Source organism: Succinimonas amylolytica DSM 2873 (genome assembly GCF_000378405.1).
Classification (GTDB): domain Bacteria; phylum Pseudomonadota; class Gammaproteobacteria; order Enterobacterales; family Succinivibrionaceae; genus Succinimonas; species Succinimonas amylolytica.
In genome coordinates this window covers 1,488,368-1,509,460 of sequence record NZ_KB899636.1, presented here as the reverse complement: position 1 = coordinate 1,509,460, position 21,093 = coordinate 1,488,368, and the positions used below count along the sequence as shown (strand labels likewise).

Annotated in this window: 12 protein-coding genes; 6 read left to right on the top strand and 6 right to left on the bottom strand. The window is 49.4% G+C overall.

Translation table 11 applies throughout. The features are described 5' to 3' along the window. Positions 1–37 precede the first annotated feature (37 nt). Positions 38–5,626, bottom strand: coding sequence for a hypothetical protein (locus tag F557_RS0106740; protein ID WP_019001482.1), 5,589 nt, complete (start codon positions 5,624–5,626; stop codon positions 38–40). Positions 5,627–6,482: 856 nt separating this feature from the next. Between F557_RS0106740 and F557_RS0106730 the strand changes: the two genes are divergently transcribed. Next, the gene (locus tag F557_RS0106730; protein ID WP_019001480.1) at positions 6,483–7,544 is read left to right on the top strand and encodes a hypothetical protein; all 1,062 of its coding nucleotides are present in this window, start codon (positions 6,483–6,485) and stop codon (positions 7,542–7,544) included. Between the two features lie 555 nt (positions 7,545–8,099). Here the strand turns inward: F557_RS0106730 and F557_RS0106725 are convergent. From F557_RS0106725 to F557_RS22185, 4 genes are all read right to left on the bottom strand, one after another. Next, the gene (locus F557_RS0106725) at positions 8,100–9,461 is read right to left on the bottom strand and encodes a TolC family protein (RefSeq protein WP_169335170.1); all 1,362 of its coding nucleotides are present in this window, start codon (positions 9,459–9,461) and stop codon (positions 8,100–8,102) included. 16 nt (positions 9,462–9,477) lie between these two features. After that, on the bottom strand, positions 9,478–11,457 hold the full coding sequence (locus F557_RS0106720; protein WP_026297797.1) for a MacB family efflux pump subunit: 1,980 nt from the start codon (positions 11,455–11,457) through the stop codon (positions 9,478–9,480). A gap of 140 nt (positions 11,458–11,597) precedes the next feature. Then, positions 11,598–12,782, bottom strand: a complete 1,185-nt coding sequence (locus F557_RS0106715; RefSeq protein ID WP_019001476.1) for an efflux RND transporter periplasmic adaptor subunit — start codon at positions 12,780–12,782, stop codon at positions 11,598–11,600. Positions 12,783–13,151: 369 nt separating this feature from the next. After that, positions 13,152–13,409, bottom strand: coding sequence for a hypothetical protein (locus F557_RS22185; protein ID WP_157617769.1), 258 nt, complete (start codon positions 13,407–13,409; stop codon positions 13,152–13,154). Between F557_RS22185 and F557_RS0106705 the strand changes: the two genes are divergently transcribed. From F557_RS0106705 to F557_RS0106670, 4 genes are all read left to right on the top strand, one after another. Further along, a complete protein-coding gene (locus tag F557_RS0106705; protein ID WP_019001474.1) occupies positions 13,392–14,921 on the top strand; it encodes a G protein-coupled receptor family protein in 1,530 nt (509 codons plus the stop codon). The genes F557_RS22185 and F557_RS0106705 overlap by 18 nt on opposite strands. Before the next feature lie 577 nt (positions 14,922–15,498). Continuing rightward, positions 15,499–17,067, top strand: a complete 1,569-nt coding sequence (locus F557_RS0106685) for a hypothetical protein (protein ID WP_157617768.1) — start codon at positions 15,499–15,501, stop codon at positions 17,065–17,067. A gap of 699 nt (positions 17,068–17,766) precedes the next feature. After that, positions 17,767–18,960 (top strand): class I SAM-dependent rRNA methyltransferase, encoded by a 1,194-nt coding sequence (locus F557_RS0106675; RefSeq protein ID WP_026297795.1) that lies wholly within the window; start codon positions 17,767–17,769, stop codon positions 18,958–18,960. A 76-nt stretch (positions 18,961–19,036) separates the two neighbouring features. Beyond that, positions 19,037–19,693, top strand: a complete 657-nt coding sequence (locus F557_RS0106670) for an MBL fold metallo-hydrolase (protein ID WP_019001467.1) — start codon at positions 19,037–19,039, stop codon at positions 19,691–19,693. Positions 19,694–19,731: 38 nt separating this feature from the next. Here F557_RS0106670 and F557_RS0106665 read toward each other — a convergent pair whose 3' ends face one another. Next, a complete protein-coding gene (locus F557_RS0106665; protein WP_157617767.1) occupies positions 19,732–20,013 on the bottom strand; it encodes a YcgL domain-containing protein in 282 nt (93 codons plus the stop codon). A 270-nt stretch (positions 20,014–20,283) separates the two neighbouring features. Between F557_RS0106665 and minC the strand changes: the two genes are divergently transcribed. Then, on the top strand, positions 20,284–21,072 hold the full coding sequence (minC, locus tag F557_RS21090) for a septum site-determining protein MinC (RefSeq protein ID WP_019001465.1): 789 nt from the start codon (positions 20,284–20,286) through the stop codon (positions 21,070–21,072). Positions 21,073–21,093: the final 21 nt, after the last annotated feature.

The following is a 21,093-nucleotide window of genomic DNA, read 5'->3' as shown; positions in this document are numbered from 1 at the left end:
AACCTCCTGCAATAATGCCCGGAGGCTTTGCAGTTTTTTAGAATTCAATCTCATAGGAATTGTTTTTCACCAGGGACTCTTCAGACGAAATGCTGACCTTGATAACAGTGCCGGCACTCAGACCGGTAGACGTGGAATCAATCTTCTTGGAGGTGTTAAAGACAATCTTCAGAGGAATGAAATCATTATCTTTCATATCATCCACCTTCCTGCCGATCTTGCCGGCCAGATTACCCTTTTCAGTATTGCCAAGCTCCCTGCGGATCCGATCCAGTGCCGACTTTTTTCCAGTACGGACAATCTCCATGGATTCCAGCGTCTCGCCGTTGTTCTGAAGAAGATTAAGCTGCGCAATGGCCTTTTCCATCTGTCTTTTGGTAAAACCGTACTGCTTCATGGTTTTGGTGAGAAAACTGATATTCTTGGTCTTCACATTGTTTTCGCCGCCCTTGGTCTCCGGAGTAATGGTGGTAACCCTGTCCACCTTTCTGAGATCATTCTGCAGGAGGTTGGTCTCAAAGGATCTGCTGTCATCACACTGATAGGTTACCCCGGCACTCACAGTCAGGAGCTCATTGGCATCATTCCCGGCCTTGATATCAAGGTTAAACCTCAGATGCGCCGTATCCAGCCGGTTGACCAGTCCTTCGAAGGAGTTGACCAGTCCGGTGACGGTTTTTACAAAGCTCTTCGCCTCCTTCATGGCAGGAATTTTGTCAGTAAGCCAGCCAATGAAGTCATCCATATCAGCTGCGGCATTATTTACAGCATTGGTCTGGGCAAAATTTACCAGGCTTTCCGCAATAAAGCGGTTTCTGTCAAACTCCCATTTCTCCACATCATCCTTCCAGGCCCAGTCCTGCTTGTCCGTTGGCAGATACTTGTGGGAGGAAAACTTATCAATAATGTATTTGCCGAAAACATTGTCGCTGAGAAGCTTCTTGTGATCTGTAAAGAAATGCGCCAGCTTGTTACCGGAATTAATGGACTTGGAATCATCATTGAACTTTTTGATGTCAGTATCCTTGAGCACCTCATCGGGAAGATCTCCCATGGTAATTTCATCATCCTCGTCAAGCCCGGCATTCTCCTTGTATTCGCTGACCTTATCCTCAATCTTATCCTTCATTTCATCGGGATTGGCACCATTAAGAAGCTGATTCTTCAGCGAGAAAGTACCTTCCACCCCGGCAGAAACAGAAAACGACGAGTTCTTGGTAAAGGTCTGGCTGGTAGCCCCTGTCTCCCGCACCCATTCCTTGGACCATTCCAGTTCAGCGCTGGCAGAAAACTGCACGGGATCATACATGCTGGTATCATCGCCGCCCTGAATTATCTGCTTGGTTCCCTTGATCCCGGCTTCCGCTGAGGCCGAAAAATCAAAGGACGCAGCAGTTTCGGCCCGGAGATCCTTTGCCTTCTGGAAATCCGACCGCTCCAGCCTGCCGGACATAATCTTTGCAAGAAAAACCGCCGCATCCTCTTCGGCCATGGTCACTGCATAGGTCTTCTGATACTTGCCGTTTAATTCCGCCTCCACTGACACCGTGGGATCCGTAACGGTTCCGACCGTACCGCCGGCGCCTGCCCCTGCCGTAATATTGGCGGACATTCTGAAGAGATACCCGCCATCATCCTGACGCTCAATTTCAAGACTGGATCCGGCTCCCAGAGACAGCTTGGCCTTGGCCCCTATCTGCAGCTTCCCCACCTCAAAATTCTTTCCGGCCTCCAGGGAAATCTTGTTATCCTTGGTATGCACCAGTGTATCTCCCCCGCTCAGACTGGTGAGCACCTTGCCGGAGATGGCCTCGTACACCTTGGGCTCTTTCCTGGATACAAAAAAGGCCTTAATACCCTTAAAGGCATTGGAGATCCTGCCAAAAAACCTGGTGGAGCTAATAGCCCGGCCCGCATATCTGATTGCTCTTTTAGCGTGCTTGGATTTACTGGAGGTGTCGTTACTGTACAGATCCGAAGAAGTCAGCTGCCTTATCATCTTTTCCAGCACCACATCGTCAACTGCAAGATCTGCCTTCAGATGGCGCACTGCTTCCTTTATCAGTTCGTCCCGGGACTTGCCGTTAAGCTCGGTATTATTGGAGAAATCATATTTGAAATCAGCATAGGTCTTGAATTTATTATCATAGGCCACCTGACGGAGAGCCTTCTCTGCCATCAGAGAAACGAACTCGTTTTTCATAAGCTCGCCTACCCGGGCATCATCAGCCGCACTGGCTCTGCGGAATCCGGACATAAGCTCGGAAAGAGTGCGGGACAGCCCGGCCGTGGTATGTACCAGCGCTGCTTTAAGTGTGGAAACAGCATTCTTGTCGGACGGAAAGATCTCACTGAAGGTCCTGGTAAGCTTCTTCTCGTAGGTAAGATCGCCGGAGGTGGTACTGAACTCATTCTGAAAATACGGTGTCAGATACATAATGGCGCTGGAAATGTTATGAGCACGATCCTTAGCCAGCTTTGAGGCTACGGCATTGTAAAGATTCCGCATGACTGTGCCAGGATCGGCAGCAGGTTTCTGAAGCTCCTTCCGGGCAGTGGCAATAAGAAGCCCCAGCTCCTTCTTCAGTTCAGCCCCTTCCTTCTTGTTCTGAACAAAAATATTGTTTTCGGCAGCAAACATATCATCGGTGAGCTTCAGATTCTTAAGAGCGGTGGCACAGGCGTTTCTGGAAACCTGGGACTTGCTAATGCAGAAGCTGATAATAGAATCCTGATCGCCATAGTTTTCATTCAGAACTGTAAATTCACCCATAGCGCTGTTTACGTTATTGTTTCCTGCCGGTCCCTGATAGGCCACCTCCCAAAGACGGGACTGGAATTCCAGCGGCTCCGGACGGCAATTAATAAGAGCTGCCTCGCTCTGAATGTTTTTGCTGTTCCGGGCAAGGTGCCTGAGTTTGGTATAGGTCATAAAGGCAAACTTAAAGTCTGATGACTCCCTAAGCTCCGGCGGCACGCTTTGCAGGGCATCCCGAATAGCCGGAATTTTTGCAGGATTTCTGAAATCCTCCGGTGCAATCCCGAAATAGGTCTGCCCCTTAGGCAGAATGTCCAGCATGGTTCTGGCACCGAGTGTTTCCAGAGAAGCGAGCAGCACTCCCAAGCCCTGGCTTCCCTGAATCTTGGAAACATCCTTCAAAAGCTCCTCGGCACTGTCAATGGCTCTGTTTCCGGAACCCACAGCAGATTCTGAGCGGTGACTGAACTGAATCAGATCATTAAGATGCAGCGAATCAATGACCTGCCGGGAGCTATTAAGCTTCTGCTCGTTGTTCTCCTGGATTTGATCCAGAGTCGTCTTCTGGGAAGCGATAAAAATGCTGGTCATGATAGCGACATTTTCATCCTTCTCCAAAAGCTGCAGTACTTCGCCGCCGGACTGGCAGTTCTGCAATTCCTGACGGAGTCTGTCAAAATTCTGGATATCCTTTTCTTCGATCCCCGGCTGATGCTTGAATACATTCTCGGCGCCGTTCATAAAGGCAAGCGCCTTCGGCCCCATAACCTCGGCAATTCTTCGGGTAACATGAACAGCCGGAATTTTGCTGCAGCTTTCCACAAAATCACTATGGTGCATAGCCAGATTGAAGAACTTCAGGAAGAGAGTCATGTCGGTGTTTTTTGTATTGACAGTAACAGGATCAAATCCCTCGTATCTGCCGATATGAACCCGGCCGTTCACAGCATCAGCGACATTATCCACAATGCCCATCTCCGCCCGGAATCCGGCATTGCTCCTGAAATCCCCGTGTCGCCCCTGCTCCGCATCCGCGGCAGTGGGATGCTCGGACAGATACTGATGATAGGCGGCCTTGAGAATAATGTTCTCCACCGTCCGGAGATCACTGAAGCAGTGATTTCTTTTCAAAACTGCGACCGTGTCATTACCGGGACTCACGATCCTGCTGAAGGCCGTCTTGAGATCATTCATGGAGATATTCGTGATGCTTTTATGATCGGCACGGTTTTCACTGACAATGAAATTGATACATGCCAGAACGTCATTGGTGAGCTCCAGTTTCTGGGGCAGGTGATCCATAATGACAGCTGCAGATGCGGAAAGATGCTCCCGGGAAACACCGCTTAAAAGAGTGGTGAGCATGGTGGTATCTGCAGCATCCGCACGCAGAACACCGGCGGAGATGGTATTAATGCACTCCCGCACGGCATTATCGGAAAGCTCAGAGGTCTCCAGCCTGAGCAGAGAATCCGCCAGCCCCGGACTGCTCATAAGGTTCAGCATCAGCTCCGGAGAATAATCCACGGTTTTCAGGACATGAGCAAAAAGAGCACTGCTGCCTCCGGAAAGTCTTTCCAGAGCATCCCCGGCGCCCGGACTAACCGCATTGAAAACCTCCTTAAGCCGCGCGACCTCGGCGCTGATGCGGGAATCGTGATCGTTGCCATCTCCGGAATAAAGAGTATTCTCATCGGCTTCTGACAGATACGCCGCGGCATCATCATTTATAAGATTGAGCTGCTTTATGCGGTCAAAAACCATTTTGGAAAAATCCGTAATGGATCCCCGAATCGCATTCCCCTCCGCACCATGAGCCCTGATGTCATTAATGAGCGTGTTTTGCCGCTCCTGAACATTAGCCCGGGAATTGTCCAGGGTGTTCAGCTCGTTTTGGAACCGTTTCATGCTGTCTTTTGAAAAATCCCGGAGCAGACTCAGTGTCCGGGGATCCTGATCCTCGGAGTTCACCGCCTCCCGAAGACTAAGCTCCCCGGAAGAAAACTGATTCACCAGCTTTTGGGCATTCAGGGAAGGCAGTTCAAAAAACTTTCCCAGATCGGCCTTTTTGCCGATTCCTGTCAGGTAGTTTTCGCATTTCTTAAAGAGCCGCCCCATGCCCAGCAGATCCTCGGTATTCTTAAATGAGATCTTGACATTGGATTCCATGGACTTAAGAATCTTCTGCTCCAGCTCGAAACGGTTATCGATGATCGCCGTGAATTTTTCCTTAATATCATTAACAAGGGCTAAAGCCTTCTCCTTGCTAGCCGGAGACAGATCCCCCTGACTGTTCACATGCTGAGTAAGTCTTTCCGCAATTCCGGAAAGCCTGCTGATTATTTTAGCCCGGTCTCCGGAATGGTAGCTGTGATTCATAATGGTATCAAAAAGCTGGGTCATGTCAGCTTTAAGCTTTGCCGCATCCTCCGGCAGCTCCCTCCGGTTTCCGAAGCAGTAGGTGTTTGTCAGAGACTTAATCATCTCCCCGGCGAATTTATCAAGCTCCAAAGCCCCCTGGGCATTTTTGAAAAGCACCCGTGACTTTTCCTGGGTTTCCGAATGATCCACGAGAAGCTTCATAAGATCCCCTAGGGTCATATCCCTTCTTCCGTCGGCGGCCTCGCTAACCCGGGACTCAATGCCGGAAAACTTCTGAGCCATGGAAGCAGAAGCTCTGGGGTATCTGTTTTCAGTATTCCTGACCTCATTGTTACGTGCCTGAACTTCAAGATTCTGATTTCCGGCACCAATTTCCTGACGGACTGCATTATTGCCCTGAGGACGGTTGTCAATGTTGAGGGCTGGGTTATTGCCGATAATGTTATTGTCAATATTCAGATTGTTGTTAATGTTAACACCAGTCATTTTGCACTCCTCTATTATGGCATCCCGTCTGCGGTATCGCTGCAGAGGTAAAAATCCGGAGCCGGGAACGCTCCTGTGAAGAAAACCATCCTCTTGTCCCTACTAGTATTAAAACGAAAAAATCGTGGAGCTGTTACACCTTTTCAGAATAATATTGATCCAGACACAATTTCGTAAATACCGCCATTAAGAGGCAATGAAGAGTTTCATGAAAATTCGGAAACAAAGGGAGGATGGCAAGCCCGACTTTGCTGTATTGAAGAAAAGCCACAGGAAATGCAATCAGCACTCCTATCTCGCAAAAGCCGCATTTTCAGATCCTAATTCAAAAATAGCCCTGCGATCATGATATTCTTCAGATCTCAGGGCATTTCAGAAATTTGAATCAGTGGTATTTTCTATAGCTTAAACCTGACATTGCATTTACCTTGACTGGTACAGAAGGACAAAAACCGAACTCTATTTATGGTTCAAAAAAAGGAATTTTCCTGAATTAAATAAAAAAAGAATTTTTAAAATGATAACCCGTATTTTACAAAAATAAAATTTTCTGATATTTTCAAACTTCTTAAAACACAGACAAGAATTCCCGTATTAAAGACAGATACTAAAATAATTACATATACAAAAATATTTATTACCAGCCCCTTCAGACTGTCAAAACTCATAACTATAATTGACTGCCGTAAAGGGGCTGTCATAAGATAACAACCGTTATTCTGGCGAAACAGAGACCATTTTAGGAATCCAGACGCAGATAACTGTTTATCCAGTTTCCGGATGTTCCGTATAGGTGAATTCCTTTGAAAATTCCGGAGGCAGAATGATACCGGCTGTTTAGCGCAGGACAATAATTATGAATCATTTTTACCGAATAGTACTCACTCTTCTTCTGATTCCCGGATTGGCAGCTGCTTCAGGGACAAAGGACTCTTTTGACGATAAAACCATGAGAGATATCGGATATTTTCTTTCTGATTTTACAGAGTGTAATTTTTATAATGAAAGCCGGGAAGAAGTGATCGCCAGCGATAAACGGCTCCTTGATTTTGCATATTGCCATATCATTTACGATGACAGAGACAGCCTGATTACCGAAGTTCCGGAATGCGTTCAGACAGAACATGACAAATGCGCTCATGACTTTTTCAGGGTCTCCGCAGATAAGGTTGCCAGAATACTAAAACATTACTTTGCCTATGATATGAAAAACTACCCTTCAGTGCACAGCTACTACTATAAGAACGGCTTTTATTATTTTCCTGCTACGGGGGGCGAGGAACAGCCGCTGTTCGTCATGGCCAGGAAAGTAAAAAAGCTTGATAACGGAAATCTTGAGGTACTGGCAAGTCTTTATAACGGTGAAGTTCAGATCCGCCCTAAAACCAATGATATTCATCTCGTTGCAGTAATCCGGCCGCAGATATCCGAGACAAAGAACACCTGGAGCATGGTTTCCCTGAAGCTTATGACTGACATAAAAGACATTGATTTCAATCCTGAAAGAGACTACAGCCAGTTTCATCCTGTCAGAAATCCAGAATTTGCGGGAGTGTGGGAGAATGAAAAAGACAGCAGAAATTCTGTGGAGATCATCATTGATGACACCGATGAACTCGGCAACCATACAGTGATTTCCAGACATTTACTGAGCGATTCTAAAAGAATCGAATGCACCGCAACCGGGGTACTGAACAGCAATGCAGATTATATCGCGATGGTAGAACCTCAGCACTGCGATTTCATTGAAACCTCAAACGACGGTTCTCCTGACAGGATTACGGCAACGGATCCCGAATTAACAGAAGTACTCCTTGTCAACGAGGAAGGAAAGCTTGTTGTTCCGGAACCCTGTGCCGAACAGAACGAATCATCTGTCAGTATGTGTGCTGTTTCATATCGTAAAATTAAACAGTAGCAGGGATTGGCAAATCTTAGGCTTTTTGGGAAGTACACTTTAACTCTGCAGGTTGGTGTTTAATTCTTCCGGACACTGTGATGCCATGAATAACAACCAAACCGGCATTGCTGTTAATTTCGTACCTCCCCGAAGGAATTAGCCCCATTTCCGCCTCTGTCAGAAAATATAGATCAGAGCTAAATGTCTGCGAATCCAGAGAATTTATCATCTGTAATACAGGAAACGGCTAGCAAAAGCAGCATGACTGCTGAAGTATTGGATTTCGCACCCGCTAATTAAAAACTGAAAATGGCGCAAGTCCTTTTCCTACAATGGGTTTATCCATTTTTTTATGAGTACAGGCCAAAAACTCCGGTACCAGACTGGTCTTGACATTCACTGTGCTGGACATTCCGTGTATTTACCATAAATCCGCTTCAGGCTCATTTCCCCCGCTAACGGCTATAAATCGGCCCGGGAATACTGCACTGATCTCTTCTTATTAAGCAAATAAAAACCGGTGCCTGATTTACAAACACCGGATTAGGTTATGACGAAAAGAAAAAACCGCGTTTAAAAACCGCCCATGGCCAGAGCCAGATCCTTAAGGCTGTTCAGAAGATTCTCCTGCTCTGACAGAAGAGAAAGCTCGGTATTTCTACGGGCTGTCCGGGCCTCCAGAAGATCCTTGAAGGAAACCTTGCCATTGGCGTAGCGGGTCTGGTACATCTCTTCGTTGTTTCTTCTGAGCTCAAGCTGTATTTTGTTATATTCGTTCTTCTGACGGTACCAGCTGATGTTGTTAAGCCCCTGCTGCACTTCCGAAAGAGCATTGTAGTACTTGTACACAAAGGTTACCTCGGCTGAATCACGGTTAAGCTCGGCCAGATCCACTCTCAGACTGTTCTGATAGTAGTTCAGAAACGGGAACGCCAGCATTCCGGCCAGAGAACCTACCGGATTTCTGAAGAAGTCCACAATATTGGTGTTTCCTCCGGCAGAAACCCCGGCAGTAAGCGTAAGCCGGGGATACATATCCAGATGGGCCTTGTCCCGGGAGGCCAGAGCTGCTTTCAGACGGGCTTCACAGGAGGCTATGTCGGGACGGAACCTTAGCACATCTCCGGAGAGACCAGTAGTAATTTCAGGCACAAAGATATCTCTGAGAGTACCCCGGTTTTCCACCGGAGTGTCAGGAACTCTGTTTCTGAGAACGTTAATGGCGGCAATGGTATTTCTGAGCTTGGTTTCGTTGTCATCAATCTGGCTCATCACCGAAACCACCTCCACCCGGGATTCACTGAGATCCAGTTCACTCAGCTTGCCGCTGTCATAACGAAGCTGCATAAGCTTCTGCCGCGACATAGAGGACTCCAGATTTTCCTTCAGAAGCTTTATTGCATCCTGATAGTACAGTAGCGACCAGTAAAGCTTCGCCACCGTTCCGGCAACAGTCATTCGGGCCGCCCGGGCATCCTGGAGAGCAGCTTCGGCAGTCAGTGTCTGAGCCTTTCTCTCCGCGGAAAGTCTCCCGAAAAGATCCGCTTCATAGCTGATACTAAGTCCGGACTTGCCATACAGCGAGGAATGCGAGCCATGCTTGAGAGCACGGGAAGCTCCGGACCCCAGGGAACCATCAACATTTGGGATCATGTTGGTGTCAGTAATCTCAGCCTCCTTGAGCGCCTTCTGGGCTGACAGCACCGCCTGGCGATAATCGTTGCGGGCTTTAAGAACCTCTGCGGTAAGAGCGTCAAGATACGGATCTCTGAAGGCCTGCCAGAAATCAGGGTTTATCTCGGCCTTTTCAGTACCACCCTGAACAAAAGCATACTCCGCCAGATCCGGTCTCTCATATTCGGAATGAAGTGCCGTGCATCCGGCTGTCATGACGGCGAGGGATGCAGCCAGAAGAGTTTCCCTAAAAAATTTCATAATCAGAATCTCCTTCCTATTCCCGGGCCAGGGCATCTATGGGATTAAGTCTGGCGGCGTTTCGGGCCGGAATGTATCCAAAAATCACCCCGATAAGAGAAGAACACACTACCGCCGCAATAATCGAGGTGGTTGAAAACTGCATGCTTATGGCCTGCACAAACAGACTGAACACGTAACCCACACCGTAGGAGCAGATAACTCCAAGCGTGCCTCCCAGAAGACAGACCAGCACAGCCTCAATAAGGAACTGCTGCAGAATGTCACTCTGTCTGGCACCTACAGCCATGCGGATGCCGATCTCCTTGGTCCGTTCGGTAACAGACACCAGCATGATGTTCATAACGCCAATTCCTCCCACTATCAGGGAAATAACCGCAATGGCGCTGATAAGATAGGTAAAGGTGTCCGTGGTTTTGGTAATGGTCTTCATAATGGTATCGGAGCTATTGGTGAAAAAGTCCTTGGTTCCATGCCGCATCTCCAGGAGATGCTCAATGGATTCCTGCGCCACAGCGTTTGACATCCCTTCCCGTACCCTGATGGTGATAGACCCCAGAAAACGTTCATGGACCACCTTGGACATCATGGTAGTATAGGGAATGTAGGCATGCACGGCATTCTCATTGCCGAAGGGAGATTCCGATGGTGCCAGCACTCCGATAATCTGACAGGGCAGCTTACCAAAAATAATCACCTTGCCGATGGGATCCTCCTCTCCGAAAAAGCGCTCAGCCGCCTTGGCATCAATAACCGCCACCTGGCTAAGATCCTTAACATCCCCACGGCCAAACAGTCTGCCGGCTGCCGCCTCGTATCCCTTAACCCGGAAAAACTGCTCGCTGACCCCGTGTACCGTGGCATTGATGGAAACACTGCGGTACTGACTTAAAAGGGAACTGCTGCGATCGGGAGTTATGGCATCAGTAAACACCTGTCTGTCCAGAGCCTGCATGTCCTGCACTGTCAGAGTCTGCACCTTGCCGGAACGGATATCTCCGAAATCCTTGCCGGGATAAACGGAAATAGTGTTGGTGCCAATGGCGCTGATGTCGTTAATAACCTTCTGACTGGCACCCTGTCCCAGAGCCACCACGCTGACCACCGCCATAATGCCGATAATAATGCCCAGCATGGTCAGAAGCGTGCGCATCTTGTGGGAAATCATGGCAATGGCCGCCATTTTAAAGGCCTCCCGGAATCTGTCCACATAGGAGCGGAACTGCGCCAGAAAATGCGGATTGAGCTTCACAAAATCGGCATCGGTCAGAGGATTTCTGGTTCCGGATTTTCCTTCATTGATACGGTCGGCAATAATATTACCGTCCTTGATTTCAATTATGCGTCCGGCATGAGCGGCAATCTTGGAATCGTGGGTTACCAGAATTACGGTATGCCCCTGCCGATGCAGCTCCTCCAGGATCTCCATAACCTCGGCGCCGCTCCTGGAATCCAGGGCTCCTGTAGGTTCGTCAGCCAGAATTACCTGACCGCCGTTCATAAGCGCCCGGGCAATACTCACCCGCTGCTGCTGACCTCCGGAAAGCTCTCCCGGACGGTGGGATGAGCGGTCTCCCAGCCCCAGCCTGTTTAAAAGCTCCTCGGCTCTGGCTGCACGGCGGCCGCTTTTAATGCCGGCATAAATAGCCGGAATCTCAACATTTTCGGCAGCGCGCAGATGCCCCAGAAGGTGGTATCTCTGAAAGATAAAGCCAAAGTATTCCCTCCGGAGCCGGGCCAGCTCATCAGCATCCAGCTGACTGGTTTCCACGCCGGAAATACGGTATTCCCCGGAAGTGGGCTTGTCAAGACAGCCCAGAATGTTCATCAGGGTGGACTTGCCGGAGCCGGACTGGCCGATAATGGCCACCATCTCACCCTGGTAGATTTTAAGATTGATGCCGTGCAGGATTTCCACGGACTCCGAGCCTCCCAGGCCGAAGCTTCTGCGGATATCCTTCACCTCCAGAAGAGGTCTTTCTGAAGAACCGGTCATCTCCTCCCGGTGGGCTATAGCAGTCCCGGAAGAAGCCCCGGCAATATTGGTGTCCGCTCCTGGAACGGAACTGTTCACATCTGTCATTGTTATCCTCGCCAGTATTCAGGTTATCAGGGTTAGCACGATCCTGCTGTTTACTACATGCGGGGAGGGCCGCGACGGCGCTTCTTATCCTGCGCAGCCATGGCAGCGGCTTCGGCAGAATTCTCGTCGTTGCCGATAATCACCTCGTCGTTTTCGGAAAGACCGGAAACGATCTCGTAATTAATGTTGTCCTTGCGCCCTACTGTAACCTTTACCGGCTCCGGCTTGTTATTCCGAAGCACGTGCACCATAAATTCATTCTCCGCCACCTTCTTTCTCAGTGCCACAATAGGCAAGGTGACTACATCCTTGCTTTCGCCAAGCACGATGGTCACCTCGGCAGTCATGGATTTTCTGAGCACGCCGTCAGGATTTTTGACATCAAGAAGAGCGTTGTAGTAGATAGCCTGGGTGCTGGAACTGGAAGATGCGGAGCTGGTACTCTGACTCTCGGACTTGGGAGCCGGCTCCACCTGTCTCAGATCGGCATCAAACTTCTGATCCGGCAGACCGAGAATGGTGAAAAAGGAACGCATGCCCGGCTTGACCTTCACCACATCGGCTTCGGACACCTCAGCCTCCACGGTCATGGTATCCAGTTCCGCCAGCTTGACAATGGTAGGAGCAGACTGCGCAGAAACCACGGTCTGACCTTCCTCGGTGACAACTCCGATGACCACGCCATCCATAGGAGCCACAATTTTGGTATAGCCAAGATTGGTTTTTGCGGTATCCACATTAACCTTGCACTTTTCAATCTGGGCATTTGATGATTCAATGGCGGCTCTGGTGGAAAGAAGATCAGCCTCCGCAGATTCCAGATCCGCATCAGAGGTTGCATTGCCGGCCTTCATTTTTTTCTGACGGTTATACTCGGACTCCTGTTTTTTCAGAAGAGCCTGCTTTTCTTTAAGAGATGACTCAGCGATTTTGAGTTCCGCTTCGGCCATCTTTACCGCGTTAAGCTGGGTGCGCTGCTCAATATCCGCAATCCTGTCGCCCTTCTTAACCCGATCTCCCAGCTTCACATAAAGCTTTTCCAGCTGACCGTTCACCTGAGCACCGACGCTGACCTCGTTAAGCCCCACCAGGGTGCCAGTGGCCATAACCGTTTCCACAACATCGCCGCGGGACGGCTTTATGGTCATAAAACGCAGCTTCTTTTCTTCGCCCTTGCTGAAGTAAAACCAGCCTCCGGCCAGCACTACCAGCAGAATAAGCACAATGAGCTTTTTCATAGAAATCCTTGAACCCCGTTTGGATAGTAATTCAGCGGCTATTATAGACTATCGGACCACCTAAATGTTTTTCAAAGTTTTACAGAATTTCAGGAATGATAGCACCTGGATGACAACTGCTAGTCAGGGACAGAACGATTGAACAAAAGAATGACATATTTATCTGGTCATTGACGTATGCAAAAGACACCGCAAAACAATGTTCAGTCAAAGACAGACAGGAGATGGAATATTATCTCAGGTTTTACAACAAAGATGTCTCTTAGTATTCCATCCGCATTATGAAAAACCGGTATGATATCACCCATAATTTTGAGAACGTCGTATATAACGAACTTGTTTACATGGGATAAAATCTCCGTGTATATCTCAGAAAGCAGATTTCATGGCCAACAAGGGAAATAAGCAATACTTTATCCAGATCGCCCGCATAGCAGCCGAAGAGAAAGCCTGCAAGCGGGAATTCAGGGCTTTTGCAAAACTGAACAGATCCTGTCTGAAAATGCTATCACGAATGACGATACTGATTTCAGCACCAGCACTGTGCGTCATATGCAATTCAAATTTCATGCAGATAGATGAGCCATTAATGAAAGAGAACACCACGGTATGAATATTCCAGAACATGCCCGCTGTCCCGGCTGCTCCGGGAACATGACCTTTGATATCGGAAAACAGGCTCTGGTCTGCGAAAGCTGCGGACTCAGTCTCACCGTTCCCGACTATGACCGACTGGTTACGGAAAAAGTCAGAAGCAATGTCAGTCTTACAGAGGCCGCAGACCGGATCATACGAACTCACGAAAGACAGAATAATCCCGATCGTCTCTACACATGCCGATCCTGCGGCGGCCTTATCCGGCCCGGAGCACTGTCCGCTTCGGACTCCTGTCCTTTCTGCAATAATGCCATTGTTTTTTCTGACAAGTACCGGGATCAGGCGGAACCGGATTACATTATTCCCTTCAAAAAGGATCGGGCACATTTTGAGGAGGTCTGCCGGAATATCATGGAAAAAGGCCTTTTTGTACCAGAGGAATTCCGTACCGCCGCCCGTCCTGAAAACATCAGGGCAGTATACGTTCCCTTCTGGATCTATGACGCGGACGTAGACGACCGGGCCAAACTGGCAGCAGAGACGGTTGAGCTGGTCAAAAACAGTTTTGTTCATGATCTGTTTGAGGGAAACGTGGCCGGACACACAGAATTCCGCGGGGTCCCCCAGGATGCCTCCCGGGATGTGCCAGACAAGATCACCCATACACTGGAGCCGTATCTGATTAAGGATGCAGTGCCATTTAATTTCGCCTATCTTGCCGGACTTGAGGCCCGGATATACGACGCAAATCATGTTCAGGGCTTTAGACTGGTTAAGGAACGGATTCTTTATTCATCAGCACGTCTTCTCACCGGCCGGAAATTCGACAATATACGGATTCTGGACCGGGACTGTCAGGTCAGAACCCGGGGGGTGGGATATGCCCTTTTCCCCGTATGGACCATGACCATGGTCTGGGAAGGCCGTAATTATACCTTTGCCATGAACGGCCAGACCGGAACTTCTGCCGGGCTCCCTCCGGCAGACGTCGGACTTATGAACCTGGCTGGCTATGCGGGGGGCATGCTCCTTTTCCTGCCGGCGGGGATATTCTGGACTTATCTTGCTTTGAGCTACCGGTTTAATAATCTTGTTGCCGATCTGGTTTTTGCTGCCATGGCGAGCATCCTGCTTCTTACGTCTTTTGCTGCCACTGCTTTATGGAAAAGATATGCTGTGTTCGCCGGCCGGCGGAGTCATACCGGATATCTGAAGGCAGCTATATGGCTGGCTGCATTTCTGTTCTGCCTTGATACCGGCATTCATATTTTTCGGGAAGAATTCTGGGGCCCGGTGGCTCCCGGACTTCTTTTTTTGATTGCTCTGGGGCTGGGCGGGATTATCAGGGACTTTTTCCGGAAATATGTCAGAAAAGAACAGGACAGCCTGGCTCTGAAACCCCGTACAGATGCCGATGCCTATGCCCGGGAAGACTCCCTGCGTATTGACCGGCAGGAGCTCCGGGAGCTGGGCCGCTACTGGAACCATAAAACCTCCATGACCTATCCGCGGCCTAAATACTGGTGGCTGGGAAGTTTCTGACGAAGCGCTTACCGGTTCCGCGGATCAGTCATTCCGCAGTTCCGTTTTCGGCGGCCCGTCCAGCATTCCCGTTCCGCCGCTGGCATTGGTTTCTGCATAACAATCGGTCCGGATAAGCCGTAATGTTTTCAAAAAATGCCTTCATGCTCAACGTTTTTCCGGAAATTCTCGTTTAAGATCCCCAGTGCTGACTGTTAATCACATTCCAGTGAGCAGACGGCACGGTAATGAGCTGAAGCCTGGATGCCTTCACCTGTTTTTGATTTCAGCCCCTTTCATTTACGGAAGCGCCGGCCTGTTGTCACGGGATTCTCATCCCCTTTTTTCCTCTCGCTTAATACCGCGCATTTGTCTGACCCCGCATATCCCGCTACCGGGACATGACCGGAATCTCCTCCGGGGCGATCCGCTCCGTCTGGATTGTCCCGGAAGCACAGATTTTACGGGCTCTCTGTCATTTATAGGAGAATGAACCGTACTGATCTCCTGAAAATAAATAGAGAAAGCAGGCGGCCGTCGGCAAAAAGAAAAGGGACGGAGAGGAAAGCCAGATTATAAGGCTGAGAAGGAGAAGGATATGAATATTCCCGAGCATTCGCGCTGCCCCTGCTGTTCCGGAAATATGATTTTCGGAATTGAAAAGCAGGCCCTCGTCTGCGAGAGCTGTGATAAGGTACTCACCATTCCGGAATACGATGATATTGTTTTGAAAGCGGCCAGTCATAACGTCAGTCTTACCGAAGCCGCTGACCGGATTATGGAGTATCGGGAAAAAAGGGAGTCTCTCAATCGCACCTATGCCTGCCGTTCCTGCGGAGGTATTGTCCGTCCCGGAGCTTTGGGAGCCTCGGATGCCTGTCCGTTCTGCGGCAATTCCATCGTATTTTCCGACAAGATCCGGGATCAGTCGGAGCCGGATTTCCTCATTCCCTTCAAAAAGGATCGGAAGTTTTTCCTGGAGGCCTTTCACAGAATCCTGAAGGAGAGCCTGTTTGTTCCGGAGGAATTCGCCAGTACCGCCAGGCCGGAAAGCATTCATGCCTGCTACATTCCCTTCTGGATCTATGATGTGCGGGTTTCGAACAGCATTACTATGAAGACGGAGCAGGTTACAGGAAACCTGCACCTTTTCTTCCATAATGTCTATGACTGCACCGGTGCGGCCTCCCTGACGTTTCAGGGGGTGCCTCAGGACGGATCCGCCTCGATTCCCGCCGCGGTAACCCAGTCACTGGAGCCCTTCCATCCCGAGACGGGAGTTCCCTTTCATTTCGGGTATCTTTCCGGTCTGGACGCCAGAATCTTTGACATCAACGCCAAAGGCAGCTATCCGGCTATTAAGGCCCGGGTAATCGCCTCCTCACGGAAGTTCATCGCCGGAGATAACTGCGATAATCTCCACGTTATCTGTGAAGAACCGGATGTTAGGAGCACCGAGATCAGCTATGCTCTTTATCCGGTATGGACCATGAAGGCCTTCTGGCAGGGACGAACCTATAATTATGCCATGAACGGTGAAACCGGACGCCTCACCGGTGAGATTCCGACGGATCTGAAACGCATACTGGGGATCTCCATGATATTCGGTCTCGTGAGTGCCCTGCCGCTGATTCTCCGGGATTTGTACCTGGCTCCTCTGGATCTTGGCGAGGTGGCCAGGTTCTATGACGAGTATATGAGCATGTGGTATGCAGTACTGCCGTTTCTGGCAGTGATTACCGGAGAGATGCTGCCCATCCGCTATTTCTGGTATATTACTAATAAACGCTATTACATAATTTTGAAAGTTTCCGCCGCGATAACTCTGCTTCTTATGGCATATCTCCTATTGACCTGCATCATCCGGGATAATCTATGGGTGCTGAAAAGCTCCATGTATCTTTATCTTACAGGACCGGCACTGACAGGATTTCTGGCATATGCAGCCCTCCGTCATCGGGTAAGAAGACAGCGCCGGAAGAGAGAGATAGCCCTGCGGGAGGATGCCGGCGCCTATCTGAACAAAGCGGAAAGCAAGGTGCTGTCCCGCTCGGAAAAGTATTTGAAGACCTATATATCACTGAAACGGAAAATGTCCTGGCCCCTGCCGCTGTCCGGGTTTGGATTTATTCCCCGGAGCCGCGGCCGGAATGGTGATAAATGGTAACAAATAGTGATGAATAACAAAAAGCAGTGGAAACAGAGGATATAGCTTTTCAGAAGAAAGCGCAGAACCATGGAATCTCTCCTATCAGTCTAAGGGCCAGGCTATCAGAAAAACATGGCATTTATGTTCTGCTCCCCGGTGCGGCCCTGACTAATACAAAGGTACTTCCTTCCAGTTAACCCTGCGGGATTACCTCAGAAACACTGTACAGCACCAAAACCAGGGCTGTTTTTTCTGGAATATGCGAGATCCCTCATCTCAGATACATCTGAAATCCGATTTATCATAAACAGGAATCCCTCCGATACCTCCGGTTTAAACCATGATAAAGTAACCTCCTAAAAATAAAAATGCCGAAACACGAAATCTCAGGCCTTCCAGACAGATTATAAAAATATACGTGTTCTTGCATTTGATTTGTTTGTGCACTTATATTGTTCACCGTTATTATCAGACACCATCTGTATCACATTGTTCTGCCATCACCACAGTTTCAATGTTTTTCTCAGCAATCGTTTCTATGATTCCCGGCTTTTTGATATGATTTACAGAAGAAAAGCTTTTTGACATCAGGATCTGAACTGCCGCCGGATGAATACCGGCCCCTGTGCCTAAAACACTCTGTTTATAAAGGCAGGAGGGATCCCTGTGAGGCAGATCTTTGCCATTCAAATTATCAAGCACAGTCAGGACACGTTTATGCCAGGAATTATGATTCTCCACCCGGGAAGGGAAAAATCACTTTTAAGAAAACACCCCTGGATCTTCTCCAAGGGTGTAAAGGAGGTAAAGGATCCTCCTGAAAAAGGCGGGGATATTACCGTAAAGGACAGTGCCGGAAATTTTCTGGCTACTGCCTCCTACTCCCCGGAATCCCAGATCCGCGGCCGGGTCTGGAGTTTTAACCCGGATGAAAAAATCGATGCCGCTTTTTTTGAAGGAAGAATCCGCCAGGCCTGGGAAAGCCGCCAGAAGCTCATAGAAAGAACCGCAGTAAGTGCCGTCAGAGTCATTGATGCCGAATCTGATTTCCTGCCGGGGCTCATCATTGACCGCTATAACGGAATTCTGGTGGTCAAAATTCTTTCCGCCGGCACGGAATTCCATCTTCAGGACATCAGAAAAGCTCTGGAGAAAATCTTCCCGGATGACGTCATTTATGAGAGATCCGACGAGGCCGTACGCAAAAAGGAAGGCCTGACTGAACGCAAGGGAATGCTTAAAGGAGAGCTCCCTCCGCAGCCGGTGACCATTTCCGAAAACGCCGGCATGAAGATCCTGGTGGATGTGGAAAACGGCCACAAGACCGGTTTCTACCTGGATCAGCGAGACAACCGGGCCGCCCTCGAAAAATACTGCCGCAGCAAGGACGTGCTGAACTGCTTTTCCTATACCGGGGGATTTTCTCTGTATGCCCTCAGAGGCCGTGCCAAATCAGTGGTCAATGTTGATGTCTCAGGAGCAGCTCTTTCCATTGCGAAGGAAAACGTGGTTCTTAACCATCTGGATCCCGGACGTTGCCGTTTTGTCAGGGCGGATGTCTTTGAATACCTGCGGAAAGCCCGGGACGAAAAGAAAAAGTTCGACGTAATTGTTCTGGATCCTCCCAAGTTTGCCGAAAGCCAGAGTCAGCTGCAAAAGGCCTGCCGGGGCTACAAGGATATCAATATGCTGGCAGCCTCACTTCTGAATCCCGGCGGCATTCTGATGACCTATTCCTGTTCCGGACACATGACACCGGATCTCTTTCAGAAAGTGGTGGCCGATGCCCTGCTTGATGCCGGCCGCGAAGGACAGATAATAGAATACCTCACCCAGGCCGGTGATCATCCGGTAGCTCTTCCGTTCCCCGAGGGCCTGTACCTCAAAGGGCTGGTTGTCAGAGTAAACTGATTCTGAAAAACACACGGAATTTCCGGCTCTTACCGCCGGATTTCCGCCCCTGCTGTTCTGCCGTCAAGGAGGAATCATGATTCAATATCTCACCTACGGAGTGTCGCCGTTTCAGCAAAACTGCCGCATTGTTTTCTGTTCTGACAACAACAATGCCGTCATTGTAGATCCTGGCGATTCTGCACGCGAACTATCGCTGGAGCTGGACAGGCTTCGTCTGAGTCCAACGGCCATTCTTCTCACCCATGGCCATCAGGATCATGCCGGAGGAGCTCCAGAACTCTCCAGGATTCTCAATATTGACATCGTCGGTCCGGAAAAGGGAGACTCCTTTCTTCTGGAAGGTATGTGCCACCAGGGGCAGATGCTGGGACTCCCTCCGGTAGAAAACTTTGTACCAGACAGATGGGTTTCCGACAATGAAGAGCTGGATCTCGGCCTTAACGAGACAGTCCGGGTTATTCACACTCCGGGACATACTCCGGGCGGAGTCTGCTACTATCTTGAAAAAAGCGGACTCCTGCTGTCCGGGGATACTCTTTTTGCGGGATCCGTGGGACGCACTGATTTTCCGAGAGGCAATGCCCGGGATCTGGTAGACAGCATCACCCGGAAGCTGTTCCGGCTCCCTGACACTGTAAAGGTGCTTTCCGGACACGGCCCGGAAACTTCTATCGGAAATGAAAAGAAGGACAATCCCAGTCTCTCCTATATGAAACAGCTACTGAACTGAGGCGGAAACAGACTGCCGGAAAATGTCCCCGGCGGCTTTTACCTCTGACTGGAACGCCTGAGTTCCTCCAGAAGGTTTTCTGATGTGTTGCTGTCAACACGGATAAACCAGCCCTTCTCTTCCAGAGCAGTCATTACGTCGCGAGCGGACACTCTTTCCAGATAACGCTCCGGAGACAAATCAAACGTAAAGCTGTATTCCAGCTTCCGGAGTTTCTTTTTGACTTCCTGAGGAACCTGGTCCAGAGCCTCCCGATCCTTGAGATATAGGTACACCGGACGAAGCTCCGCAGTATAAGCTCTGTAAATCAGACATTCCATGACAATACTCCTAAAAATCCGAAATTCCGGAAATACCAGAACCGTCAGCTCGCTTTGTTCCGATTTTCCGACTCTGTCTAAACCGTTCAGCGGCAATGTAAGACCTTTGCGGCAATATTGCAACCTCCGGACAGGATTTAAGGGGGACTCCCCCCGAAACAATTTGCAAAAATGCCCGGCACCTCCTCAAAATCCCCGGAGGTGCAATTTGATCTATCACCGGATTATAGGCTATAATTCACCCGTTTTATCCATTCCTGGGAGGGCCGGATGGCAATTGCATTCAAGAACGGCAATTTTAAGGGAACCGTGCTGAATCTGGACACTGCAGATACTGAAGAAATTCTGTCTTTTCTGGAAAACAGTGCCAAGTATGAGAACATTGCGCTCTGGATTAAAACGACTCCCCTGGTGCTTGACTGCAGTCTCGTGGCAGCTGACGATCCCGACCTAGCGGAAAGCCTTCTGAAAACCGTCTCGGACAAAGGCTTCAGATGCACGGGCATCATGGAAACCGGAAACAGGGACACGGATGAAGCGCTGCGGAACCGCGGTCACGTTATTGTCTCCCCTTTTAAGACTCAGTCGGAGATACAGGCCGAACGCCAGAATGCTGAGCAGGATCAGGCATCCGCACAGAATACCAATACCGAAAACACGGAAAATGACAAAGCAGGATCTGAGGCCGGCTCCGAAACATGCAGAACCGACGCAGAAACAAATGCGCCGAAAAGCTATACCATTACCGGCAACATCAGGAACGGTAAGCAGTTTTATGCCAGAAACAACAGCCTTACCGTCATAGGAAATGTTGGTTACGGCGCTGATGTTTCCGCAGACAACAGCATCTTTATTTTCGGAGCCATGCGCGGCAGACTGATGGCCGGAAGAAGCGGAGACAAGACATCTGTAATCTTCTGCACAAACTTCCAGCCGCAGCTGGTTTCCATAGCAGGGGTGTTCTGCACCATGGACGACATCCCCGAGAAGTATCTCGGACGTTCTGTGCTGGTGCGTCTGAACGGAGAAGGATTCAGTTTTGAGGAACAGAGTTTTTAACTGGTGTTCCCGTTTTTTAAG